The organism is Rhizobium sp. A37_96, from assembly GCF_053521765.1.
The window spans coordinates 264,947-288,082 of sequence record NZ_JBNWDS010000007.1; the positions used below are offsets into that span (position 1 = coordinate 264,947).

Genomic DNA, 23,136 nt, shown 5'->3' on the forward strand with positions numbered 1-23,136 from the left:
CGGCTTTTGCTCGGCGCCTTGACCGAGACCAAGCGGAGATTGGCGGATATGACGTTTTCCACGCGGAGCGCTTCTTTGCGTGTATTATCGGGAGCAGGCATTGCTCTCCTGGCCGGCATCATGTCCGCGCCTTCCGCCGAGGCGGCCCGCATCGCCAATCCGGTCGCCGTTTTCTCCGGCCTGGACAAGATCACCGGCCGCATCACGACTTTCGATGTCTATGTGAACGAAACCGTGCAGTTCGGAGCGTTGCAGGTGACGCCGCGCGCCTGCTATTCGCGAGACGATACCGAGCAGCAGAAGGTGGATGGTTTTGTCGAGGTGGACGAAATCACTCTTGATCGCCGTATTCGGCGCATCTTCACCGGCTGGATGTTTGCCGACAGCCCCGGTCTCAATGCTGTCGAGCACCCGATCTATGACGTCTGGTTGAAAGAGTGCAAACAGAAGTCCGACGTTCCGCCCCCCGATACTGCCGGCGCAAAATAATCGGTTTCTGGATTTCCGCTGTTGAACCGTACCGCCCGCAGAAGCCTGGCTCCTGCGGGCTGAATTTTTAGAATCTTTCTCAATCGGCGGCGGCACGTCCGATCGCCTGGCGATCGGAGATCTCCGACAGGTCGAGGGCAATCCTCATTCCGTCCTGGAGCCTGTGACGCAGAAAATTGCTGCGGTCCGGCTCGGCTTTCAATTGACCGCCTTTGCTGAGAGCTTGCAGCCTCGAACGCGAGATGGCCAGCTCCGAAGACAGCAACCGGTCAAGGCGCAGGCTCGTGGAGAGTTCGGCGACTATTTCTATCTCCAGTATTGTCCAGTCGCGCGCTTCCCGCGTTACCCTTTTCCGAATGAATACATCGGATATTTCGTCAACGCGCCTGACTTTCCGCTTCAATCCGTCGAGATCGAATTCCCGAGCGCGTACCCAATGCGGGTCGCTGTGTTGCAGCGCCTCCAGGGTGTAGGGAGAGATATCGTGAACCACCTTCCGCTCGAAAAGCGCTCGGTTCCAGGTCTTGTCGCAATCGACGCATTTGTAGACGAGCCAGGCATCGAGCCTCTTGCCATTGGCGTTGAGCCGGATCTTGCCGCTCGATCTGAAGGGTTTCAAACATCCGCAGCCGCTGCAGGCAATCCATGGCTGAGGCGCCGTTCGGGGCGAAATGGTCCAACGGACCTGAAGAATATTGCACATACCGTCTTGGTCTTCCGTCTGGAAGTCCACCAGACTGGCGGTGAGACAAGCCCGTCAGGGCGCGGCATGGCGATGTTGCGGGACGGCTGAAGAGCTGAGACAGCAATGGCTGCGCTGGGCGCGTTGTGACAATGCCAAACCGGTCTCAGGCCATCACCCGATGGACACGAATACGCATCGGACGGCGGTGCGCCGCCCCGATGCATTGGGTGATTTAAATGAGACCGGTATTTACGACGGCAAAGTGGAACCTCTATGCACCAACGCTCTTCACGTTTAGCGATAGCAGGTTGCAATCAGAGTTTGAAGTGCCCTGAACTTGATAGTGGCCGGGTTCTCAGTGTCTCTCGTCGGAGAAGCCCAGATTGGGGGATTCCATCGCCTTTTCCAGCATCGTGGCATAGGCGTCTTTCGGCACGTCGATGGCGCCGAATGTCTTCAGGTGTTCCGTGGTGAATTGCGTGTCGAGCAGGGTGAAGCCGCGCTCCCGCAGGCGCTCGACCAGATAGACGAGGCAGATCTTGGAGGCATCCGTGCGGCGGGAAAACATGCTTTCGCCGAAGAAGGCAGACCCCAGCGAAACGCCGTAGAGGCCGCCCACCAGCCGGTCGCCTTCCCAGGCCTCAACCGAATGGGCATGGCCGATATGATGCAGGACGGAATAGAGGGAGCGGATCGTATCGTTGATCCAGGTGCTCGGGCGACCGCTCGTCTGTTCGGCGCAAGCCGCGATAACAGCCTCGAAATCGCTATCGAAGCGGATGTCGAAAGGATCCTGGCGGATTTTCTTGGCGAGGCTCTTGGAGACGTGAAACGTATCGAGAGGGATGATGCCCCGCAATTCCGGCTCGACCCAGAATATCTCCGGGTCGTCAGCCGATTCCGCCATCGGAAAAAGCCCGATGGAATAGGCGCGCAGCAAAATCTCCGGGGTAACGCCGGGATGTCTGCCGCGCGCTCCTGGCACAGGCTAGGCCGATGTCTTCGCCAGGTAGTTTTCCAGCCAATGGATATCGTAATCGCCGTTGGCGATATCCTGATTGGAAACCAGATCCTGGAAGAGCGGCAGAGTGGTCTTGATACCGTCCACCACGAATTCGTCGAGCGCGCGGCGCAGACGCATCATGCATTCGACGCGGGTGCGTCCATGCACGATCAGCTTGCCGATCAGGCTGTCGTAGTATGGAGGGATCTTGTAGCCCTGATAGGCGCCGGAATCGATGCGCACGCCGAGGCCGCCGGGCGCATGGAAATGCGTGATCGTGCCCGGCGAGGGGACGAAGGTGCGCGGGTCTTCGGCGTTGATGCGGCACTCGATGGCGTGGCCATGGAAATGCACTTCGTCCTGCGTCACGGAGAGGCCGCCTCCGGAAGCGACGCGGATCTGCTCGTGCACAAGATCGATACCGGTGATGGCTTCCGTCACCGGATGCTCCACCTGCAGGCGGGTGTTCATTTCGATGAAATAGAACTCGCCGTTCTCATAGAGGAACTCGATGGTGCCGGCGCCGCGATACTTCAGCTTCATCATGGCGTCCGCGCAGATCTTGCCGATCTTCATGCGCTGCTCGACATTGAGTGCCGGAGAATTGGCCTCTTCCCAGACTTTCTGGTGACGGCGCTGCAGCGAGCAGTCGCGTTCGCCGAGATGGATCGCATTGCCTTCGCCGTCGCCGAACACCTGGATCTCGATGTGGCGCGGCTTGCCCAGATACTTTTCCATGTAGACGGATTCGTTGCCGAAGGCGGCTGCAGCCTCCGTGCGTGCCGTCGACCATGCCTCGATCAGGTCTTCCTCGGTGCGAGCGACCTTCATGCCGCGGCCGCCGCCGCCGGCGGTCGCCTTTATGAGAACCGGATAGCCGATCTCGCGCGCCGTCTTCAGCGCCTCCGCCTCGGTCTTCACCTCGCCGTCGGAACCCGGAACGACCGGAATGCCGAGCTGCTGCGCGGTGGTCTTGGCGGTGATCTTGTCGCCCATGATACGGATGTGTTCCGCCGTGGGGCCAATGAAGGTGATGCCATGCGCTTCGAGGATATCGGCGAACTTGGCATTCTCCGACAGGAAACCATAGCCGGGATGCACGGCGTCGGCGCCGGTGATCTCACAGGCGGCAACGATCTGGTGGATATTGAGATAGCTGTCGCGCGACGGCGGCGGGCCGATGCAAACGCTTTCATCCGCCAGGCGCACATGCATAGCGTCGCCATCGGCGGTCGAATGGACCGCAACGGTCGCGATGCCGAGCTCTTTGCAGGCGCGCAGCACCCGCAGGGCGATCTCTCCGCGATTGGCTATGAGAATCTTCGAAATCATGGGCATGGGGCCGGCCTACTCGACGACGACCAGGGCTTCGCCGTATTCGACCGGGCGTCCATCCTGAACGAGGATTTCTGTTACGGTGCCGGACTTCGGCGCAGGGATCTGGTTCATCGTTTTCATTGCTTCGATGATCAGCAGTGTCTGGCCTTCCTTGACGACCGAGCCGACCTGAATGAAGGCAGCCGAACCCGGCGCCGGCGCCAGATAGACGGTTCCGACCATCGGTGCGCTGATGACGTGGTCAGGATTGCGGGTCTTGCCGGCGGGTGCTGCGGCAGCAGGAGCGGCGGCGGCAGCTGCCGGAACGGCGTAACCGGCCGGAGCGGCGATCGGCGCCTGCACATATTGGGGTGTGCCGGCACGCGACACGCGGATGCGCAGATCTTCCTGTTCGACTTCGATCTCGGTCAGATCCGTGTCGTTGAGAATGTTGGCGAGATCGCGAATCAGCGCCTGGTCGATACCCGATTTCTTTTCAGCCATTGGATTTCTTGCCCTGTATTTTTGTTATTGGGTGATGGATTTCAGCGCATGAAGCGCCAGGATGTAGCTATAAGGCCCAAAACCGCAGATCACGCCCTTTGCGGCAGGCGCGATCATCGATTTGTGCCGGAATTCCTCGCGTGCGTGGATGTTCGATATATGCACTTCCACGACGGGAACGGTGATGGCGCGGATCGCGTCATGCAGCGCGATCGATGTGTGACCATAGGCTCCGGGATTGATCGCGACGCCGGCAGCCTTGTCGCCAGCTTCGTGCATCCAGTCGACCAGCACGCCTTCATGATTGCTCTGCCGGAAATCGACGACGAAGCCCAGGCTTTCACCTGCGGACTTGCAGTCTGCTTCGATATCCTTGAGCGTCTTGCCGCCATAGATGCCCGGCTCGCGCTTGCCCAGGGCATTCAAATTGGGTCCGTTCAGGACAAAAATCGTTTGCGCCATCAGATGTTCCGTCAAAGTACAGCGCAACCTATAGACTCCCGAGGCCCTGTAGAAAAGCCCCGGAGCGAAGGTTGCATGTCTCTAGGTGTGGAAACGCCACGATTTTGGCATTTTTGCGCCGCGCGATAACGCGGCGCGTTTCAAAGCTCTGTCAAAATCAGAGCAAGCGATCGGTTTCCCCTGGCCAAGCCGGCCCGTGGCGCCGATCAGCAGGTGGTCTTGCCGCAGCTGCGGACGTTGGCGATCTTCTCCTTGATGGCATCGAGGCCGATGGCGCCGGAGATCATTTCGTTGCCGATCACGTAGGCGGGTGTGCCGGTGACATTGAGATCGGACGCAAGCTGGTAGGTTGCCTTGATCGTTGCGGTATTCGGGCTCTTTGCCATTTCCGCGCGGATGGCCGCTTCGCTGACGCCGAGCGATGTCGCGACCTCGATGGCGCTGTCTTCCGACGCCCGGCCGTCGCTGCCCAGCAGCTTGCGATGGAACTGTTCGTATTTTTCAGGCGCGAGCTGGCGGAAGGCGTTGGAAACACGGGAAGCCGCAACCGAATCCGGACCGAGGATCGGGAACTCCTTCAGGACGAAACGCACGTCCTTGTCCTGCTTCAGCAGCGTGTCCATGTCGCCGAGGGCATGCCGGCAATAGGTGCAGTTGTAGTCGAAGAACTCGACGACGGTGATATTGCCCTTCGGATTGCCGATGGCCACATCGTCCTTGGAGCTGAAGATCTCGTCCTTGTTCTGGCTGATTACCTGGGCCGACTGGCTAATTCGGGCTTCGTCCTGCTTCTTTTCGAGCGCGGCCTGTGCATCCAGCAGCACTTCCGGATGCTCGACGAGATATTCCTTGATGAAATCCCCGATTTCCTTCTTCTGCTGGTCGTCCAGCGCGGCAGCTGGCTGGATTATGGCGAATGACGCTGTCAGGGCAATCGCCGAAACCGTCAGCAGGCTTTTGAGAGAAAAGGTCATTGGGTCCTCGTTTGGATCTGGGCGGAGACGCCGCTTTCGGATGCGGCATAACATCGTCGGGTTAACATCCGCAAATATCGATCGACAATTTACGGTGCGTCCTTAATTCCAGAAACAGGAATTTTCACGACAAAGCCTCAATCGCAGGATTGTGAACGAGCCCATATTGCGGCAAATGTCGCATGCCGATCCGACCCAGGAGAGAATTGACCTTGTTTTCCCTATCCAAACGCAGCGATGTCGAACCCTTCCATGCGATGGATGTGCTGGCCGAGGCGACGCTGCGCCGTCAGGCCGGACACCCGGTCATTTCCATGGCGGTGGGGCAGCCGTCCCATCCGGCGCCCCAGGCGGCACTGGAGGCCGCGCGGGCGGCCCTCGGTCATGGGCGCATCGGCTATACGGATGCGCTCGGCACGCTGGCCCTGCGGCAGGCGCTTTCCCAGCACTATCGGGCACGCCATGGCTTGGTCATTGATCCGAAACGCATTGCCATTACCACCGGCTCGTCGGCCGGTTTCAATCTTGCCTTTCTGACATTGTTCGATGCGGGCGACAGCGTCGCCATCGCGCGGCCGGGCTATCCGGCCTATCGCAATATCCTTGCCGCCCTCGGCCTCGATGCCGTCGAAGTGCCGGTCACCGAGGAAACGCAGTTTACGCTCACGCCCGAGAGCCTCGAGGCGGCACAGGCGGCGAGCGGCAAGCGCCTGAAGGGCGTGCTGCTGGCAAGCCCGGCCAATCCGACCGGAACGGTGACGGGCAGGGCGGCATTGAAGGCGCTTGCCGACTACTGCGCCGATCGTTCGATTGCCTTCATCTCCGATGAAATCTATCACGGACTGACCTTCGTCGGCGAGGAGACGAGCGCGCTGGAGCTGACGGACGAGGCGATCGTCATCAACTCCTTCTCGAAATATTACTGCATGACCGGCTGGCGCATCGGGTGGATGGTCTTGCCGGAGCGGCTGGTCCGTCCAATCGAGCGTGTGGCGCAGAGCCTCTACATTTCCGCGCCGGAACTGTCGCAGATTGCCGCCGAGGCTGCGCTCGGCGCGGGTGCCGAACTCGATATCTATCGCGAAAGCTATGGACGCAACCGCGATTTTCTCATGCGCCGACTGCCGGAAATCGGCTTCCGCATCGCCTCGCCGATGGACGGCGCCTTCTATGCTTATGTGGATGTCAGCCGCTTCACCAACGACAGCATGGCCTTCGCACGCAAGATGCTGGCGGAAATCAATGTGGCCGCCACGCCCGGCCTCGATTTCGATCCGGTGGAGGGGCATCGCGCCATGCGCATCTCCTATGCCGGTTCCAATGCCGAGATCGAGGAAGCCACCGAACGCATGGCTGCCTGGCTGAAATAGAATCCGGGAACAATGGCTTGCACGGACTTGCGAATGTGTTTTCGCAAGTCGCGAAGTCGTGCGCCGATGTGCGAGCGGCAAATCAACACTTACGGCAATAAAAAATCCGGCCGTGTCGCCACGGCCGGATTTTAAAAATTCATTCTAAATCAGTCTTCTCAAAAGAAGCCGCGGCGTTGCCACCAGCCGGCCTTCTTCGGCTTGGTCGGTTCTCCGTCACCGTCCCCACCTTCATTGGTGCGTGTCGACGTTACGACCGGAGCGGAGGAGGAAACGTTGGATTCGCGGTTGGCGCGTGCCGGCTTGGCCGCATCGTCCGCTGCGTCGGACGCTGCCGGCTCAGCCGTTGTGTCCAAAGCTTCGGTGATTTCGGCAACCACTTCGGTTTCGACATCTGCCGCGGGCGCTTCTTCGACAATCGGCGTTTCCACTGGCGATGCCTCGACAGCCTTTGCCTTCCGGCGACTGCGGCCCTTGGCGGGCTTCACGTCTTCGGTGACAACCGCTGCGGTCTCGACGGCGGCCATGGCAGGCTGCCCCTCGACGGCGGCTTCGCCTTCGGCAATCGCAATTTCCACTACGGATACGCTTGCTTCTTCTTCGCCTTCACCGGATGCAACGGTCTCGAGCGCTTCGTCCGAGCCTTCGTCATCACCCGCGGTCTGCTCGTTACCTTCGTTTTCACGATTGCGACGGCCACCACGCTTGCCGCGACGGCGGCGCTTGCGCTTCTGCTGTGCGTCATCGTCGCTTCCGGCGGATGCGGCGTTTTCTACGCCGGCATCGGCTTCATCGTCGTCGCCTTCATCCCCGTCCGCATCCTCTGCGGCATCGTCCGCGGAAGCATCGCCGGAAACCGAGGCCGCATGGCCATCATTGCCGCGGCCGCGACGCCGACGACGGCGCTTGCGCTTGCGGTTGCCGTCATTGTTTTCGGAGCGGGCAGAGGGTTGCTGTTCGACGCTCGTTGCCTTCTCTTCCAGCTCTTCGTCTTCATCCTCCTCGGCCTCGATGACGATATCGTCGTCATCGTCCTCGGGGATGGCTGCGAAGTTGAACAGGCTTTCGATCTTCACCGGATTGGCGACGGGTTCGCCGCGGTCGATCGCGAAATGCTGCGTGCCGACAGCGTTGTCGGCATCGATGACGATCGCAACGCCGAAGCGGCTTTCGTAGTCGATGATCGTCTGGCGCTTGTGATTGAGCAGATAGAGCGCAATGTCAGGCGTCGTGCGCACGGTGATGTCATGCGTCGTGTTCTTCAGCAGGTATTCCTCGATGCCGCGCAGGACATGCAGCGCGACGGAGGACTGGGAGCGCACATGGCCGGTTCCGCCGCAATGCGAGCAGATCTGCGTCGTGCTTTCGAGAACCGATGCGCGGATGCGCTGGCGCGACATTTCCAGAAGGCCGAAATGCGAGATGCGGCCGACCTGGATGCGGGCGCGATCGTTCTTCAGGCATTCCTTCAGCTTCTTTTCGACAGCGCGGTTGTTGCGCTTCTCTTCCATGTCGATGAAGTCGATGACGATCAGGCCGGCAAGGTCGCGCAGGCGCAGCTGGCGAGCGATTTCCTCGGCTGCTTCCAGATTGGTCTGGAGCGCGGTGTCCTCGATCGAATGCTCGCGGGTCGAGCGGCCGGAGTTGACGTCGATCGAGACCAGGGCTTCCGTCTGGTTCATGATCAGGTAGCCGCCCGAACGCAGGGTTACCTGCGGCTGCAGCATGCGGTCGAGCTGGGCCTCGATGCCGGAGCGGGAGAAGATCGGGTGAATGTCGCGATAGGGCTGAACCACCTTGGCGTGGCTCGGCATCAGCATCTTCATGAAGTCCTTGGCTTCACGATAGCCTTCTTCGCCGGCAACGATGATCTCGCTGATATCCTTGTTGTAGAGGTCGCGGATCGAGCGCTTGATCAGGCTGCCTTCTTCATAGACCAGGCAAGGAGCGGTCGATGACAGCGTCAGCGTGCGGACGTTTTCCCACAGGCGCATCAGATACTCGAAGTCGCGCTTGACTTCGACCTTGGTGCGGTTGGCGCCGGCGGTACGCAGGATGACGCCCATGCCTTGCGGCACTTCGAGCATCTTGGCGATTTCCTTCAGGCGCTTGCGATCCTGCGGATTGGTGATCTTGCGGGAGATGCCGCCGCCGCGAGCCGTATTCGGCATCAGAACCGAGTAACGGCCTGCGAGCGAGAGATAGGTGGTCAGCGCCGCGCCCTTGTTGCCGCGCTCTTCCTTGGCCACCTGCACCAGCAGGATCTGCCGGCGCTTGATGACTTCCTGGATGCGATACTGCTTGCGCGGCTTGCGCTGCACGCGGTCCGGAACCTCTTCCATCGCGTCTTCGGCGCCGACGGATTCGATCACTTCCTCTTCATGATCATGATCATCATCGTCGTCGTCATCGTGGCGGCGCTTGGAAACGGTGACGTCCTCGGATATCGAATCGGTCTCCACCATCGCGGCCATTTCGCCCGATGGACCTTCCTCATCTTCGCTCGGCGCATCGACGGCAGCGGTTGCTTCCGGAGCAGGCGTTTCCTCGGCGGGGGCTTCGGCAGCAACCTTCTTGCGGCTGCGGCGGGGCTTGGCCTTCTTGGCAGGGGCCGCTTCCTCGGCAGGTGCCGCTGCCTCGGCGGCGGAAGCATCTTCAGCGGTCGCGGCAGGCGCTTCGGTTTCGCCGCTCGCCTTGGGGACGATGCCGATATCCGGCTGTTCCTGCTGGGAAAGATCGAGCGCCGTTTCGACATGCTCGACATCGTCTTCGTGCCGATGCTCTTCGGCTTCGGCCTTCAGCAGCGCCTGACGATCGGCAAGGGGGATCTGGTAATAGTCGGGATGAATTTCGGCGAAGGCCAGGAAGCCGTGCCGGTTGCCGCCGTAGTCAACGAAAGCAGCCTGAAGCGAGGGCTCGACCCTCGTTACTTTTGCAAGATAGATGTTGCCGCGGATTTGCTTCTTGTGCTGCGACTCGAAGTCAAATTCTTCTATGCGGTTCCCGCGAACGACAACGACGCGCGTCTCTTCCTCGTGAGACGCATCGATAAGCATTTTGTCTGCCATGAAAGCTGTGCTCCTCGGCGCAGACAACCGGACGGAGGCCTGCTTGTCACAGGGACAAGCGGGACATGCTCCGCCTTTGCTGCACCGGATAATGAAAGTCGCGATTGGTTCGGCGATGACAGTATCCAGACGGCAGCCGGGGCATCATTTCCCTGGGGTCTGTTCACTCTCTCAAAAAGCTGCTGCGGTAGCATCCGTAACCAAGCGAGATCAACTATGCCTTAGACCCACAAATGGGCCCGATGAATGTGCTCTCTAAAGAGCGTTTGGTGGCTCTCCACCGATGAACTTCCCGTCTGAAACCGGAAATTCAGATATCCACTGTTCGGAGCAGAAGCACTGCAGACGGCGGATGAATGCCGCTTTTTGGCGCCTGGTACTCGAAGGCGGCTGCCTTTGCGACGACTCTATCCCGTCAACACTTCTACCCTAATATGCGTTGTATGTTTTATCTGTCACAATAGCAAGGGAAAAGCCAAGTATGCCATAATATTGATGGATTCGTCCGTTGATGAGAACACGGGAGGGTGTCTCGTCGATTCGCCCTCCGGCGCATCATCGGGTGTGGCCATCACGTCAAACCTGGTTCCCGCTATTGGGACTTCAAAAGCAACGTCGAAACCAATATGGGGCGCGTTGGATACTTGGTAAAGGGATTGCGGCATGTGGCGGAGATTTGCGTGAGGGCTTTGCGATTTGCGGCAGCGGCCTTCGCCCTGGTGATTCTTCTGGCAGCCTCGGCATTTGCACCCGTCGCTGCTGCGGCCGACCCCTTGCTTGCCTACGGAGCGCGCATCGCCGGCGACGACGCCCGAACGCGCATCGTCATCGACATGGATCGCGAGCCCGCCTTCACGGTTCATTATCTCGACAATCCCGTCCGCATCGTCGTCGATCTTCCGGCGACGGCATTCGGTTTCCCGGCCACGGATCTCAAGCCGACCGGCCTTTTCAAGGATATCCGGTTTGGTGCGATGGATGCGGACAGCGCTCGTATCGTGCTGACGGCGAAGAAGCCGGTGAAGCTGGTCGTGGCCAAGGTGCAGGCGGATGAAAGCGGTAAAGGCCAGCGCCTAGTGCTCGATGCCGAGATGCTGCCGGCCGAGCAATTCGCCGATCTCGTGAAGAAGCAGAGCTGGACCGGCGAGGATACCGCCAAGGATGTCGGGCCCGTCGAGCCGACGCAGAAGGCCGACCCGAATACGTTCCTCGTCGCCGTCGATGCCGGTCACGGCGGCATCGACGCGGGCGCGACCGGCAGCGACGGCGTCACGCAAGAGAAGGATATTACGCTCGCCTTCGCCAAGCTCTTCGCCGACAAGCTGAACGCCCAGCCCGGCATCAAGGCCTTTCTGACGCGCGACAAGGACCAGTATCTCTCCCTGTCGGAGCGCGTGACGATAGCCCGGCAGAATCATGCCTCGCTCTTCATCTCGCTGCATGCCGACACGCTCAAGCAGAAGGACATTCGCGGCGCGACCGTCTATACGATCTCGGACAAGGCTTCGGACCGGCTTGCCGGGGAGGTGGCCGACCGCGAAAACAACTCCGATCGGATCGCCGGGGCGGAGGCCCAGACACAGCCTGCCGCTGTCACCGACATCCTGATGGATCTGACCCGCCGCGAGACGCAGGCGTTCTCCATTTCGCTGGCGCAGGATGTCTTGTCCTCGTTCAACGGCCAGATTTCCATGATCAACAATCCGCATCGCCATGCAGGTTTCCAGGTCTTGCAGGCGCCGGATGTCCCCTCGATCCTGCTCGAACTGGGCTTTCTCTCCAACAAGGAGGATGAAAAGCTTCTGCTCGACGCGGACTGGCGGCAGAAGGTGGCCGACCGGCTGACGGAGGCCGTGAAGCAGTATCGCGTGGCGATCGTCGCAAATGGCGGTTAGCACCGGCAGGTGTGCCGGCCGGTCGTGGCTTCCATGTAACAGCGCGGAACATTAGAACCGAATGAAACTGGGAATACCGGAGGCAAGCCCTATTTTGCTCACATTCCCGCCTTTACAGCGAAGTATCATTCGCTCGCGAGCGACACACGGCTTTGTCTCGATGCCGTATTGCATTCACGCCGCGAGCGTGCAAAACGCCCGTGGTTGTGCGATGATCTCGCACGCGTGCCTCATGAAGAACAAGCACCGGTAGTATCACATGATCAGACTGATTGGATATTTCTTTGGGCTGGGCTGCCTCCTGTTTCTGGGTGCAGCGGCTGCAGCTGCCATCTATCTGAGCGTGGTCTCGAAGGAGCTTCCCGATTACGAGGTCCTGGCGAAGTACGCTCCGCCGGTGACGACGCGCATTCACGCCGGCAACGGCGCGCTGATGAAGGAATATTCGCGGGAGAACCGGCTTTTCGTGCCGATCCAGGCGATCCCCGATCGCGTCAAGGCAGCGTTCCTTTCGGCTGAAGACAAGAATTTCTACAATCATCCCGGCGTCGACGTCGGCGGCCTCATCCGCGCGGTGGCGGTAAACCTGCAGAACATCGGCTCCGGCCGCCGCTTCGTCGGTGCGTCCACCATCACGCAGCAGGTCGCCAAAAACTTCCTTCTGTCCGCCGACCAGACCTTCGACCGCAAGATCAAGGAAGCGATTCTGTCCTTCCGCATCGAGCAGGCCTATAGCAAGGACAAGATCCTCGAGCTTTACCTGAACGAAATCTATTTCGGCCTTAATTCCTACGGTATCGCCGGCGCGGCGCTCACCTATTTCGACAAGTCGGTCAACGAATTGACCATTGCCGAATCGGCCTATCTGGCCTCGCTTCCCAAAGGGCCTGCCAACTACAATCCGTTCCGTCGCGCCGAAGCAGCGCTCACCCGCCGTAACTGGGTGATCGATCGCATGGTGGAGAATGGCTATGTCAGCCCGAGCGACGGCGAAGAGGCGAAGAAGCAGCCGCTCGGCGTCGTACCGCCGAAGAGCGGCCCCTCGCTGTTCGCCTCAGACTATTTCGCCGAGGAAGTTCGCCGCCAGCTGATCGACCAATATGGCGAGAAGACCCTCTATGAGGGCGGTCTTTCCGTCCGCACCTCGCTTGACCCGCAGATGCAGCTCGAGGCACGCAAGGCGCTGCAGGACGGTCTGGTCGATTATGACGAGCGTCGTGGCTATCGCGGTCCCATCAAGCAGATCGCGACCTCGCAGGATTGGGGTGCCGAGCTCGCCAAGGTTCCCGCGCTGAGCGACGTGCCGGAATGGCAGGTCGCCGTCGTCCTTTCCGTATCGGATCAGGCCGTCGACATCGGAGTGCAGCCGAGCGTTGATGCTGCCGGCAAGGTTTCGACGGAGCGCACGCGCGGCACGATCGCCGCGGCCGACATGCGCTGGGCTTTCCGTTCGGCCGGCGGCAAGTCGGCAAAATCGCCGAGCGGGGTCTTGAACCCGGGCGACGTGATCTACGTGCAGAAGACCGGTGCTGCCGATTCGAGCAGCTATCGCCTGCGTCAGCCGCCGAAGGTGCAGGGCGGCCTGGTCGCCATGGATCCGCATACCGGCCGCGTGCTCGCCATGGTCGGCGGCTTCTCCTATTCCCAGTCCGAGTTCAATCGCGCAACGCAGGCCAAGCGTCAGCCGGGTTCCTCGTTCAAGCCCTTCGTCTACGCGGCTGCGATGGACAACGGCTATACGCCGGCCTCGGTCATTCTGGACGATCCGCTGCAGATCACGCTCAGCAACGGCGATGTGTGGAAGCCGACGAACTACGAAGGCGAGGGCGGCGGCGTCCATACGCTGCGCTTCGCCATCGAGCACTCGCGCAACCTGATGACGGTTCGTCTGGCGGCGGATATGGGCATGCCGCTGGTTGCCGAATATGCCGAGCGTTTCGGCATCTACGACCACATGAACCCCGTGCTCGCCATGTCGCTGGGTGCCGGCGAAACGACCGTGCTGCGCATGGTGTCGGCCTACTCGGTGATCGCCAACGGCGGCAAGCAGATCAAGCCGACGCTGATCGACCGCATTCAGGACCGCTACGGCAAGACCATCTTCAAACACGAGGAACGCGTCTGCGACAGCTGCAATGTCAGCGCCTGGCAGAATCAGGATGAACCGGTCATCGCCGACAATCGCGAGCAGGTGCTCGATCCGATGACGGCCTATCAGGTCACGTCGATGATGCAGGGCGTCGTCATCCGCGGCACGGCCGCCGGCAAGATCAAGCTCAACACGGATGTCGCCGGCAAGACCGGTACGACCAACGATGAAAAGGATTCCTGGTTCGTAGGCTTCACGCCAAGCCTCGTTGCCGGCCTCTATATCGGCTACGACACCCCGGCCACGCTGGGCAGGGGCGGCACGGGCGGCGCTCTCGCTGCGCCGATCTTCAACGAGTTCATGCAGGCAGCCACCAAGGACGAGGCACCCGAGAAATTCCAGGTTCCGGCCGGAATGACGATGATTGCGGTCAATCGCGCCACGGGCATGGCGGCGCAACCGGGCGATCCGAGCGCCATCATGGAAGCCTTCAAGCCAGGCACCGGCCCTGCCACGAGCCTGCAGGTCATCGGCGGCGGCGATGCCACCCAGGCCCCGCCGGAGGAAATCCTGAGAACGTCGCCGCAGGCGAACCAGGCCGTCACTTCGGGATCCGGCGGGCTCTTCTGACCCGACCCTATTTGTCCGATCGGCATGCCGCGGGGCTTTACAGCCGCGGCATGTATAATTATGTCACCAGCACTCTTTTTGAATTGGATAATCGCTCGTCTTGAGCGGTGAAATGAAGAAACAGGATCATGAGAGCCGAAATCGAGAAAATAGTCGATGAAACCAAGCAGGCTATCACCCTGCTGAGGAGGCATCTTTGACTGGGATCAGGCGGTAAGACGACTGGACTGGTTGAATAACAAGTCAGAGGATCCGACCCTCTGGAACGATGCTTCCGAAGCGCAGAAGCTGATGCGCGAGCGCCAGCAGCTCGACGATGGCATCAGCGGCGTTCGCGCGCTGGAGCGTCAGCTTGCCGACAATGTCGAGCTGATCGAGCTTGGCGAGGAAGAGGGCGACGCGGATGTCGTCCGCGAGGCGGAAGAGGCCCTCAAGGGCCTGAAGACGGAAGCGGCCCGCCGGCAGGTGGAGGCCATGCTCTCCGGCGAGGCCGATTCGAACGATACCTATGTGGAAGTCCATTCGGGTGCGGGCGGCACCGAGAGCCAGGATTGGGCGAACATGCTGCTGCGCATGTATACCCGCTGGGCCGAACGCCAGCGCTTCAAGGTGGAGCTGCTCGAAGTTCATGACGGCGAAGAAGCCGGCATCAAGTCGGCAACGCTTCTGGTCAAGGGCCACAATGCCTATGGCTGGCTGAAAACCGAATCGGGCGTTCATCGTCTCGTTCGCATCTCGCCCTATGACAGCAATGCGCGTCGCCATACGTCTTTCTCATCGATCTGGGTCTACCCGGTCGTCGACGATTCGATCCAGATCGATATCAACGAAAGCGACTGCCGCATCGACACCTATCGTTCGTCCGGCGCCGGCGGCCAGCACGTCAACACGACCGATTCGGCTGTGCGCATCACGCATATCCCGACCGGTATCGTCGTGCAGTGCCAGCAGGAGCGCTCGCAGCACAAGAACCGTGCCAAGGCCTGGGACATGCTGCGTGCCCGCATGTACGAGGCGGAGTTGATGAAGCGGGAAGAGGCTGCCAATGCCGAGGCTGCTTCGAAGACGGATATCGGCTGGGGTCACCAGATCCGGTCCTATGTCCTGCAGCCCTACCAGCTCGTCAAGGACCTGCGCACCGGCGTCGCCAGCACGGCGCCTAGCGACGTTCTGGACGGTGATCTCAACGAATTCATGGAAGCGGCTCTTGCACATCGCATCAGCGGCGCCGCCGATGCCGTCGTGGATGACGTCGAATAAGGCTGGATCCACTCAAATTGACGATAAAAGCCCCGGGAACGGGGCTTTTTTTATGTCTTCACGGCACTGCTTCAATCGGCGAACTGTTCGGCCAATATCCGTTCCGACCATGAGCGGTCCGGATCGGACAGAATGCGCGCGGTGGTGTCTTCTGTCTGGGCAATCCGGACACGGAGCACGGACTTGACCTCGGCATTGTCGGCAACCGCGTTGACCGGCCGCTTTTCCGGCTCGAGCACGCTGATATCGATCGATACCCTGTTGGGCAGCAACGCACCACGCCAGCGGCGCGGGCGGAAGGCGCTGACGGGCGTCATGGCCAGCAGCGGCGCTTCGAGAGGGAGAATGGGGCCGTGCGCGGAGAGATTATAGGCGGTGGAGCCGGCCGGCGTCGTCACCATCAGGCCATCGCAGATCAGCTCGGGCAGCCGGACATGGCCGTCGATTTCGACCTTCAGCTTTGCCGCCTGATAGGATTGGCGGAACAGGGAGACCTCGTTGATGGCAAGAGCGCTCGACGTGCTGCCATCGTCATTATGCGTATTCATCTGCAACGGATGGAATGCGTTCTCGACTGCCATTTCGATGCGTTCGGCCAGGCAATCCGTGCGATAGTCGTTCATCAGGAAGCCGATGGAACCCCGGTTCATGCCATAGACGCATTTGCCTGAGTTCATCGTATTGTGCAGTGTCTGAAGCATGAAACCGTCGCCGCCAAGCGCCACGACGACATCCGCTTCCTCCTGCGACGTCTGGCCGTAAAGACGGATCAGGTCTTCCCGGGCCGCCTGGGCTTCCGGTGCGGTGGAGGCGAGAAAACAAACGGATTGAAGATTGCGTGACATGCAACGTCCTTTGAATGGCGATTCTAGGTAATGTTATTCCCTTCTCGCGACAAGGCGTTTTGCTGGAACTGGTGAATCGCCGATCCCCAGCTTTGACGCCGACCGACCGATTTTCCCTTTACAGGATTTCAAAATCTGTTACTTGGCATGCGCATACGCCCTTGTAGCTCAGTTGGTAGAGCACCTGATTTGTAATCAGGGGGTCCCGGGTTCGAACCCTGGCGGGGGCACCAGATTTTCCTTGGAAATTGGTCATCATCGCATCTCCGGTATGGAAAACCGGTGGCGGCGAGATAATATGTGGTTGCGCACGAGATCGGAACGCTCGTGGCAGCCACCAGTACCATATCGTATGCTTGGAAAAATATGCCCAATAAGCCCAAGAAGCCTAAGCTGGAACACTCCGAACTCTCGGGTGAATTCACCGATGACGATGTGACCGTCCTCGTGGATATCTTTCGTCCCGCCGGCACCAATGCCGATTGGCGGATGGAGGTCATCACGCCGGAGGAGGATCTGATCGAATGGGAAGAGCCCTTCGGGACCGACCGCGAAGCCTTTGACGAATTCCTGGCGACCGTCGCGCGTGACGGTATCCGGTCGTTCTTCGACGACGAGGATCCCGCCGTTCACTGAGCCCGCCTTCGCGTCCCTGTCGGTTATGCGCGGAAATACAGGCACATTTACAATGTCTGAAATAGGCATAGACTTCATGCGTCAATGGCGGGTGAGGATATGGTCATGCACGAAATATCGAGGCATGTCGTCTTGGGATTGCCGCTTGTCGTGATCGCGGTGATTGCAAGCGTGCCGGCGCTGGCCGGTGAGAATTGCTACTGCAAGAATACGGATGGAAAGCAGCATGCAGTCGGCGAGGTCGCCTGCATGACCGTAGGCGGCAAAAGCTATCTCGCGCAATGCGAGATGAACCTCAATGTCACTTCATGGTCCAAGCTGCAGGACGGATGTCCGGTCACGGAAAGATCGCTTTGGCGACAGTCTGCCTGGCAGCCCGCGCCGGTGACAGTGCAATGAGCATTGTCAGCCCGATCTAGTGGCACCGATAGGCGCGCTCGGAAATTGCTCCCATGCCGGAGCGGGTCATCAGCTCGTAGAGAAGACGGCGGCTGAAGGGATTGTGGACGCGCACCGCATCGCAGCCCAGAAAATGCGTCTCGGCCAGGTCAAATGCGCCCAGGTCCGGCGCTTGCTCTATCGCCGCACGGTAGAAATCGTGAAATTCGCGCCGGCAGACATAGGTTTTGTATTTGGTCATGCAGAAGGTGGAAAAGGCGTCGTCGTTGTCGCGGAGGAAGTCCGCCACGCCGACCGTCACTTCCGGCCATGCCGGATTGAACGTATCGTCGAAGACGATGACGCCGTGATCGGCGATGGTGTCCCTTGCCAGATGGCTGTCGTTGGTCAGTGTGGTCAGGCTGTGGCCGCCGTCTACGCTGAAGAAACGCACAGCGCCGATCTTGTCGGTAATCTCCTGCGCCGCCAAAGTCGTGCTGTCGCCAACGAGCAGCATCTCCTCGTCGACGGGCAGGCCAAGCCGATTTCCGTGTTCGAGGAACAGGCGGTACTGGTCCGAAATACCGTGAGACAGGTTGCCGATGTCGAAGAGATCGATGCCGAGAACATCTTCGTCGGGGCCGGCGATCTTTTTCAGTAGAAAATAGGACCGCCCGAAGTAAATGCCGATTTCGGCTATGCCACCGTTAAGGTTGTGTTGCCTCTGGCAGTCGAGGAGTGAAAGAAAAACGAGAGCGTCCGGTGGATCGATATACCCCTCCACGCTACGAAGATCGTGGAAAATGAACTTTCGGATATTCGATAATACCATGCGCGCCGCACCTATTCGGTCATGTGACACTTCTGCCGGCCTCATGCCGGTTTCTGGAAACATAGTCACATTTTCGATAGGTCAAGCCGCAGCGTGCTTCGATGCGCTCCCGCGGCTCTATTTGCGTACCAGCAGAAGCGGCTCGCCTTCCTCTTCCTCGGATTTCTGGAAGCTGCCGTCGGGCTTCATGTCGAAGGAAAGCGAGGAGCCGTCATTGCCCAGCATCACCAGGCCGAAACCTTCGGCCGCCCAGAGTGAAAGCTTGAGTTCGCCGATTTCAGCGGCGCAGTCTCCGCCCGTTGACATCTTGGCGGTGCCGTCCTGATCCTTGTCGGTGGTCAGCGTGACATCGCAGACAGGCTTGCCGTCAGGCTGCTGGATACGCCACGCGCCGGCAAGGCTCGCGACGGTCGGCACATGATCGACGTCGCCGACCGCCGGCAGCAGCCATGTGGGGTCGCCTGCTTCGCTCTCCCACGGGGAGCCTTCCTCCTGCTGGAACCGCATGAGCGGCTTGCCCTCGGCATCGGCGATGGCGAGCGAGCCATCGTCGGTGAAGTTCCAGGCGCTGGCCTTGGAGAGGGCGGGCAGGGGCGTTGCGCAGGAATCCGCACCAGTGATTTCATAACCGCCGGAAACGACATTCGTCCCGAAGGTGATGCGGCAACCTTTGGCGCCGCTTTCGGGGGCGACCAGCCACACGCCGGCCTGCGCCTGCACCAGTTCGTCGTCGGCGGCACGGGCCGGCTGAGCCAATGAGAAAGCGAGGGCGGCGGAAACTGCCGCTGGGCCGAGAACACGGATCAAAGCAAATTCTCCCAACATGCCGCAGCGGCCGATGACGCTGCTATGATTTGAGATAGGATCGCGTTGCATATAGCGCGATCGCGGCTGCGTTCGAGACATTCAGCGATTTGATGGCGCCCGGCATGTCGAGCCGCGCCAGTGCATTCACCGTTTCCCGCGTCTTCTGCCGCAACCCCTTGCCCTCGGAGCCGAGCACAAGGGCGATCTTGTCGCCGCTGAAGGTGCCTTCCAGCGGTGCCGGCCCTTCCGAATCAAGCCCGATCGTCGTGAAGCCGAGTCGATGCAGTTCGCTGAGCGCGTCCGCAAGATTGGTGATCTGTATATAAGGTATGAGCTCGAGCGCGCCGGAGGCGGATTTGGCCAGCACGCCTGATTCGGTCGGGCTGTGGCGCTGCGTGGTGATGACGGCACCTGCGTCGAAAGCAACGGCCGAGCGCATGATGGCGCCGACATTGTGCGGATCCGTCACCTGATCGAGAACCAGCAGCAGCGGGCTGTTCTTCAAGGCCTCGAGGCGGCGCATGGGCAGGGGACGTGTTTCCAGCATGACGCCCTGGTGGATCGCTTCGGGACCCAGCACCTTGTCGATATCCTGCGGCGAAACGATCTCGACCGGGATGCCGAGCGCGTCGACCGGGCCGATCTCCAGCCGCACCAGCGCATTCTGGGTCGTCGAAAGCTTGATGTTCTTGCGCTCGGGGTTGCCGAGGGCGGCGCGAACCGTGTGCAGGCCGTAGAGATAGACCTGGTCGGGCGCGAGCGCCGGTGGCTTCCAGTCGTCAGCGCCTTGCCGCTTGCGCTTCTGCGGCACCGGCGTCGGGATTTCGCCGCGCTCGCGCTTGGCATCGCGATGCGCGCGCCGTAGCGTCGCGTAATGAGTGTCCTTCGCCGACGTGTCGTCGGCGCTGCTGCCCTGGCCCTGGCGGCCCGATGATTTATCTTTGCTCATGCGGCTTTATAACCAGCGCCTTCCCGAGCGCATAGTCCTCTTTCCATACCGGGCTTTTCCCACAGGCTGAAATTTTTTCGTCATTTTTGGCAATTCCTTGTGTTGACAGACGGAAATCGTCCGGTCATATACGCGGCGCAGACGACGGCGGCGACGCCAACGTCTAGCAAGCTTGGTCGCAAGATCCAGTCGGAATACTGGAGGGATGCCCGAGTGGTTAAAGGGGACGGACTGTAAATCCGTTGGCTCAGCCTACGTTGGTTCAAATCCAACTCCCTCCACCATTCCGTGCCGGATCTTGACCACCCGCGGGTATAGCTCAATGGTAGAGCAGCAGCCTTCCAAGCTGAATACGCGGGTTCGATTCCCGCTACCCGCTCCATGTTTCCCATACCTGATAGCTTGAACAGGCCTGCTTGTCTTGACCGATGCTTCGCTGGAATCTGCGAAGCACGCTATGGATGACAAGACGCCCGCCGCCGGGAAGCATATCCCGAATGGTTGTAAGGTGGTGGCTGGCGCCATTCCATTGATCTTAGCGGATCTCGCCGGCAAGCTGCCGTAGCAGCTCGACGAGCTGCGCCTCGTCCACCGGCTCGAAAAATTCCGCGTCGGCGGCTTCGACCGCCATGATGGCGCGTTGTGCCGCCGCAGCTCCGGACGCGGTAACGCGTATCACTTTGGCCCGCGAATCGTGAGGGGCCGTCTCCCGCGCAATCAACCCTTTTGCCTCGAGCCGGGCAACGACGTCCGACGTCATCTTTACCTCGGTGCCGGCCTGAGCGGCGAGCTGCACCTGATTGGGGGGCTGGCCATTGCGGCCGAGCCACATGGCCGAGGCCAGCAGCACGAACTGTACATGGGTAAGATCCAGCGGAGCCAAAGCCGCCGTCATGACGCGCTGCCAGCGCATGGTGGTTCGCCACAGCAACAATCCTGGACTCTCCGAAGGGCCGCCCTTGAAGCGGGTGTTGAGCTCCTGTTCTTCAGTCAAGGTTTGCCAGCTCCCGCGCCTGCTCGAACAATCTGGCCATCGAGGTATCGAAATCGCCGCTGATCTGCGGTCCGAGCTCCGGTCCGACTTCGGCGGCGGAAGGGCCGGAAATCTCGAGCCGATGGGTCACTTGCGTACCATCCGCGACGGGCACCAGCGTGTGCCGGAACAACAGCTTCGTATCGCCGAACGAGGTCTCGTCGGCATAGGTCACGTTGTCGACAACGTCGACGATGGTCGCTTCAAACGTGCACTGTCCGACGGGTGTTACCGAGACCCTGGAGCCCTTGGCAAAGGGCCCGTGCAGCACGAATGTATCGGCGCCCTCGTAGGTGAGGCGACCTTCGTGCAGCGCTTTAAGGGCGGCCCATATTGCCTGGGCCGAAAGGGGAGAAACGGCAGTGTATTCATTGGTCCACATGGTCTTCGCTCCATCCATCTCTTTCGATCGGTTATTTGATCTGCGCACAGACTATCTGTCAACGGACTATATTGCAGGAGGATTCTCTTGCCAGGCCTCGGCCGGAAAATGCGGAGTTTGCCGGCCTCAGGAGGTCGGCCCGCGTTTGAGCTGCGGCCTGCAATCTCGCAAAAGCGGGGCTTCATCTTCGTCAGCACTATTTGACATGAAGGGTTGCTTATATCGGCGCGAGCGATAGATATTGTTCGAACAACCGAAACGGGAGAGCGCAAATGGGTATCTTCGACAAGATCAAGGGTGCAATCTGGGGCGAGGCAAAGGCTGCCGAGGCTGTTCCCGCACCGACGCAGAGCACGGCGGCAACCGCGAATCCGGCACCTGTGCCGACGCCGGCTCCTTCATCGACCACCGCAGCAACGTCTCCGGCAACCAGCGCGCCTGCTGCACCGGTCGACATCGCAGCGATCCTGGATGCTGCGGTCAAGAAGAACGGCCAGAAGCTGGATTGGAAACATTCCATCGTCGACCTGATGAAGGCGCTCGGCATGGATGCGAGCCTTTCCGAGCGCAAGGAACTGGCGCAGGAGCTCGGCTATACCGGCGATGCCGGAGATTCAGCCAAGATGAACATCTTCCTTCACAAGGCGCTGTTGAAGAAGCTCGCGGACAATGGCGGCAAAGTGCCGGCCGATCTTCTCGATTGACAGCGATCCGGCCGCGGCTGTCGGCTTGCGCCGACTCTCGCGGATGGAATAGAGATCACGGCAATGAGAGATCGCTGCCGTTTCCTGGCTTCGCGCTCTTGCCCGACGGGCGAGGGCGCGTTTGGTTTTGTAACGGCACGTCAGATGGGGCGCTCCGGTGTCGGCCATCTGGAATTCCGTCCTGAACGTGCCTATCTAACTGCCTGAACCGGCAAACGCTTTTATGTTTTTCCGGATCGCCCGGCGAAGCTTACGCGGCGAATGAATGCCGAAGGCTGCGGATCGCGCGTCTTTGCTGGGACTTCGCCCGTTATAGGCCCTGCAATTAAGTCTTGCGCAAACGCGACGAAAGCCTTAAACGGCGGCACTAAACCGGTTCGCCGGGGTCACTCATTACGTTCATAGGAAGCATTCAAATGGCAAAGAGTAAGTTTGAGCGCAATAAGCCGCACGTTAACATCGGTACGATTGGGCACGTTGACCACGGCAAGACGTCTCTGACGGCAGCGATCACGAAGTACTTCGGCGAGTTCAAGGCGTACGACCAGATCGACGCCGCTCCGGAAGAGAAGGCCCGCGGCATCACGATCTCGACGGCCCACGTTGAATACGAGACGCCGAACCGTCACTACGCGCACGTCGACTGCCCCGGCCACGCCGACTATGTGAAGAACATGATCACGGGCGCCGCACAGATGGACGGCGCGATCCTGGTTTGCTCGGCAGCCGACGGCCCGATGCCGCAGACGCGCGAGCACATCCTGCTGGCCCGTCAGGTTGGCGTTCCGGCGATCGTTGTGTTCCTGAACAAGGTCGACCAGGTT

The 23,136-nt window shown here is 60.3% G+C and carries 22 protein-coding genes and 3 tRNA genes; 12 read left to right on the top strand and 13 right to left on the bottom strand.

From position 1 onward, the window contains the following. The first annotated feature begins 48 nt into the window (after positions 1-48). Positions 49-489 (top strand): DUF2155 domain-containing protein, encoded by a 441-nt coding sequence (locus tag ACQZ6J_RS19945; protein ID WP_449085311.1) that lies wholly within the window; start codon positions 49-51, stop codon positions 487-489. A gap of 79 nt (positions 490-568) precedes the next feature. Here ACQZ6J_RS19945 and ACQZ6J_RS19950 read toward each other — a convergent pair whose 3' ends face one another. The 6 genes from ACQZ6J_RS19950 to ACQZ6J_RS19975 form a co-directional block, all read right to left on the bottom strand. Then, positions 569-1,108, bottom strand: a complete 540-nt coding sequence (locus ACQZ6J_RS19950; protein ID WP_449085312.1) for a DUF1062 domain-containing protein — start codon at positions 1,106-1,108, stop codon at positions 569-571. Positions 1,109-1,529: 421 nt separating this feature from the next. Then, positions 1,530-2,159, bottom strand: a complete 630-nt coding sequence (gene aat / locus ACQZ6J_RS19955; RefSeq protein WP_449085313.1) for a leucyl/phenylalanyl-tRNA--protein transferase — start codon at positions 2,157-2,159, stop codon at positions 1,530-1,532. A gap of 3 nt (positions 2,160-2,162) precedes the next feature. Then, complete coding sequence (gene accC, locus ACQZ6J_RS19960; RefSeq protein ID WP_449085314.1) at positions 2,163-3,515, bottom strand: acetyl-CoA carboxylase biotin carboxylase subunit; 1,353 nt, start codon at positions 3,513-3,515, stop codon at positions 2,163-2,165. Positions 3,516-3,524: 9 nt separating this feature from the next. Next, entirely contained in the window at positions 3,525-3,998 is a 474-nt protein-coding gene (gene accB / locus ACQZ6J_RS19965; RefSeq protein ID WP_163986086.1) for an acetyl-CoA carboxylase biotin carboxyl carrier protein, read from the bottom strand. A gap of 24 nt (positions 3,999-4,022) precedes the next feature. Then, the gene (aroQ, locus tag ACQZ6J_RS19970; RefSeq protein WP_163986085.1) at positions 4,023-4,460 is read right to left on the bottom strand and encodes a type II 3-dehydroquinate dehydratase; all 438 of its coding nucleotides are present in this window, start codon (positions 4,458-4,460) and stop codon (positions 4,023-4,025) included. 206 nt (positions 4,461-4,666) lie between these two features. Further along, positions 4,667-5,434, bottom strand: coding sequence for a DsbA family protein (locus tag ACQZ6J_RS19975; RefSeq protein WP_163986084.1), 768 nt, complete (start codon positions 5,432-5,434; stop codon positions 4,667-4,669). 212 nt (positions 5,435-5,646) lie between these two features. On the opposite strand from ACQZ6J_RS19975, the gene ACQZ6J_RS19980 reads away from it, so the two are divergent. After that, a complete protein-coding gene (locus tag ACQZ6J_RS19980) occupies positions 5,647-6,804 on the top strand; it encodes a pyridoxal phosphate-dependent aminotransferase (RefSeq protein WP_449085315.1) in 1,158 nt (385 codons plus the stop codon). A 158-nt stretch (positions 6,805-6,962) separates the two neighbouring features. On the opposite strand, the gene ACQZ6J_RS19985 is transcribed toward ACQZ6J_RS19980, so the two are convergent. Further along, positions 6,963-9,872 carry an Rne/Rng family ribonuclease gene (locus ACQZ6J_RS19985; RefSeq protein ID WP_449085316.1) on the bottom strand — a complete coding sequence of 970 codons (2,910 nt, stop codon included), beginning with the start codon at positions 9,870-9,872 and terminating at the stop codon, positions 6,963-6,965. A 644-nt stretch (positions 9,873-10,516) separates the two neighbouring features. Between ACQZ6J_RS19985 and ACQZ6J_RS19990 the strand changes: the two genes are divergently transcribed. The 3 genes from ACQZ6J_RS19990 to prfB all read left to right on the top strand — a co-directional run bounded on the left by ACQZ6J_RS19990 (position 10,517) and on the right by prfB (position 15,746). Then, entirely contained in the window at positions 10,517-11,767 is a 1,251-nt protein-coding gene (locus tag ACQZ6J_RS19990) for an N-acetylmuramoyl-L-alanine amidase (RefSeq protein WP_449085317.1), read from the top strand. A 259-nt stretch (positions 11,768-12,026) separates the two neighbouring features. Next, a complete protein-coding gene (locus tag ACQZ6J_RS19995; RefSeq protein ID WP_163986080.1) occupies positions 12,027-14,486 on the top strand; it encodes a penicillin-binding protein 1A in 2,460 nt (819 codons plus the stop codon). A 128-nt stretch (positions 14,487-14,614) separates the two neighbouring features. Then, positions 14,615-15,746, top strand: a protein-coding gene (gene prfB / locus ACQZ6J_RS20000; RefSeq protein WP_163986079.1) for a peptide chain release factor 2 whose coding sequence is annotated in 2 segments (ribosomal slippage) — positions 14,615-14,683 and positions 14,685-15,746 — 1,131 coding nt in all. Because the reading frame shifts where the segments join, the coding sequence is not laid out codon by codon here. Between the two features lie 71 nt (positions 15,747-15,817). Here the strand turns inward: prfB and ACQZ6J_RS20005 are convergent. Further along, positions 15,818-16,591 carry an NAD kinase gene (locus ACQZ6J_RS20005; RefSeq protein ID WP_449085318.1) on the bottom strand — a complete coding sequence of 258 codons (774 nt, stop codon included), beginning with the start codon at positions 16,589-16,591 and terminating at the stop codon, positions 15,818-15,820. A gap of 157 nt (positions 16,592-16,748) precedes the next feature. On the opposite strand from ACQZ6J_RS20005, the gene ACQZ6J_RS20010 reads away from it, so the two are divergent. From ACQZ6J_RS20010 to ACQZ6J_RS20020, 3 genes are all read left to right on the top strand, one after another. Next, a tRNA-Thr gene (locus ACQZ6J_RS20010) sits at positions 16,749-16,824 on the top strand. 133 nt (positions 16,825-16,957) lie between these two features. Beyond that, the gene (locus tag ACQZ6J_RS20015; RefSeq protein ID WP_449085319.1) at positions 16,958-17,227 is read left to right on the top strand and encodes a hypothetical protein; all 270 of its coding nucleotides are present in this window, start codon (positions 16,958-16,960) and stop codon (positions 17,225-17,227) included. A 105-nt stretch (positions 17,228-17,332) separates the two neighbouring features. Further along, on the top strand, positions 17,333-17,626 hold the full coding sequence (locus tag ACQZ6J_RS20020; RefSeq protein WP_449085320.1) for a hypothetical protein: 294 nt from the start codon (positions 17,333-17,335) through the stop codon (positions 17,624-17,626). Between the two features lie 16 nt (positions 17,627-17,642). Here the strand turns inward: ACQZ6J_RS20020 and ACQZ6J_RS20025 are convergent, their stop codons facing one another. From ACQZ6J_RS20025 to rlmB, 3 genes are all read right to left on the bottom strand, one after another. Further along, positions 17,643-18,437 (bottom strand): class I SAM-dependent methyltransferase, encoded by a 795-nt coding sequence (locus ACQZ6J_RS20025; protein ID WP_449085321.1) that lies wholly within the window; start codon positions 18,435-18,437, stop codon positions 17,643-17,645. A gap of 117 nt (positions 18,438-18,554) precedes the next feature. Further along, positions 18,555-19,244 carry an AprI/Inh family metalloprotease inhibitor gene (locus ACQZ6J_RS20030; protein ID WP_449085322.1) on the bottom strand — a complete coding sequence of 230 codons (690 nt, stop codon included), beginning with the start codon at positions 19,242-19,244 and terminating at the stop codon, positions 18,555-18,557. Positions 19,245-19,284: 40 nt separating this feature from the next. Continuing rightward, positions 19,285-20,193 carry a 23S rRNA (guanosine(2251)-2'-O)-methyltransferase RlmB gene (rlmB, locus tag ACQZ6J_RS20035; protein WP_449085323.1) on the bottom strand — a complete coding sequence of 303 codons (909 nt, stop codon included), beginning with the start codon at positions 20,191-20,193 and terminating at the stop codon, positions 19,285-19,287. 199 nt (positions 20,194-20,392) lie between these two features. Here rlmB and ACQZ6J_RS20040 point away from each other — a divergent pair. Together ACQZ6J_RS20040 and ACQZ6J_RS20045 are read left to right on the top strand one after the other, a co-directional pair. Next, positions 20,393-20,477, top strand: a tRNA-Tyr gene (locus ACQZ6J_RS20040). 24 nt (positions 20,478-20,501) lie between these two features. Then, positions 20,502-20,575: transfer RNA gene (locus tag ACQZ6J_RS20045), tRNA-Gly, on the top strand. A 153-nt stretch (positions 20,576-20,728) separates the two neighbouring features. On the opposite strand, the gene ACQZ6J_RS20050 is transcribed toward ACQZ6J_RS20045, so the two are convergent. Beyond that, on the bottom strand, positions 20,729-21,187 hold the full coding sequence (locus ACQZ6J_RS20050) for a MarR family winged helix-turn-helix transcriptional regulator (RefSeq protein WP_449085324.1): 459 nt from the start codon (positions 21,185-21,187) through the stop codon (positions 20,729-20,731). Then, positions 21,180-21,608, bottom strand: coding sequence for a polyketide cyclase (locus ACQZ6J_RS20055; protein WP_449085325.1), 429 nt, complete (start codon positions 21,606-21,608; stop codon positions 21,180-21,182). The genes ACQZ6J_RS20050 and ACQZ6J_RS20055 overlap by 8 nt, the downstream gene beginning before the upstream one ends. A gap of 272 nt (positions 21,609-21,880) precedes the next feature. On the opposite strand from ACQZ6J_RS20055, the gene ACQZ6J_RS20060 reads away from it, so the two are divergent. Beyond that, positions 21,881-22,312, top strand: a complete 432-nt coding sequence (locus tag ACQZ6J_RS20060) for a DUF3597 domain-containing protein (protein ID WP_449085326.1) — start codon at positions 21,881-21,883, stop codon at positions 22,310-22,312. Positions 22,313-22,728: 416 nt separating this feature from the next. After that, positions 22,729-23,136: GTP-binding protein (locus ACQZ6J_RS20065; protein ID WP_449085327.1), on the top strand; the 408-nt coding region annotated here is incomplete at its 3' end.

Bases quoted from the DNA above. Each gene is read 5' to 3' on its own strand.
- ACQZ6J_RS19945 (WP_449085311.1), top strand. From the start codon at position 49: ATGACGTTTTCCACGCGGAGCGCTTCTTTGCGTGTATTATCGGGAGCA.
- accC (WP_449085314.1), bottom strand. From the start codon at position 3,515: ATGCCCATGATTTCGAAGATTCTCATAGCCAATCGCGGAGAGATCGCC.
- accB (WP_163986086.1), bottom strand. From the start codon at position 3,998: ATGGCTGAAAAGAAATCGGGTATCGACCAGGCGCTGATTCGCGATCTC.
- aroQ (WP_163986085.1), bottom strand. From the start codon at position 4,460: ATGGCGCAAACGATTTTTGTCCTGAACGGACCCAATTTGAATGCCCTG.
- ACQZ6J_RS19975 (WP_163986084.1), bottom strand. From the start codon at position 5,434: ATGACCTTTTCTCTCAAAAGCCTGCTGACGGTTTCGGCGATTGCCCTG.
- ACQZ6J_RS19985 (WP_449085316.1), bottom strand. From the start codon at position 9,872: ATGGCAGACAAAATGCTTATCGATGCGTCTCACGAGGAAGAGACGCGC.
- ACQZ6J_RS19995 (WP_163986080.1), top strand. From the start codon at position 12,027: ATGATCAGACTGATTGGATATTTCTTTGGGCTGGGCTGCCTCCTGTTT.
- ACQZ6J_RS20005 (WP_449085318.1), bottom strand. From the start codon at position 16,591: ATGTCACGCAATCTTCAATCCGTTTGTTTTCTCGCCTCCACCGCACCG.
- ACQZ6J_RS20015 (WP_449085319.1), top strand. From the start codon at position 16,958: ATGCCCAATAAGCCCAAGAAGCCTAAGCTGGAACACTCCGAACTCTCG.
- ACQZ6J_RS20020 (WP_449085320.1), top strand. From the start codon at position 17,333: ATGCACGAAATATCGAGGCATGTCGTCTTGGGATTGCCGCTTGTCGTG.
- ACQZ6J_RS20025 (WP_449085321.1), bottom strand. From the start codon at position 18,437: ATGGTATTATCGAATATCCGAAAGTTCATTTTCCACGATCTTCGTAGC.
- rlmB (WP_449085323.1), bottom strand. From the start codon at position 20,193: ATGAGCAAAGATAAATCATCGGGCCGCCAGGGCCAGGGCAGCAGCGCC.
- ACQZ6J_RS20055 (WP_449085325.1), bottom strand. From the start codon at position 21,608: ATGTGGACCAATGAATACACTGCCGTTTCTCCCCTTTCGGCCCAGGCA.
- ACQZ6J_RS20060 (WP_449085326.1), top strand. From the start codon at position 21,881: ATGGGTATCTTCGACAAGATCAAGGGTGCAATCTGGGGCGAGGCAAAG.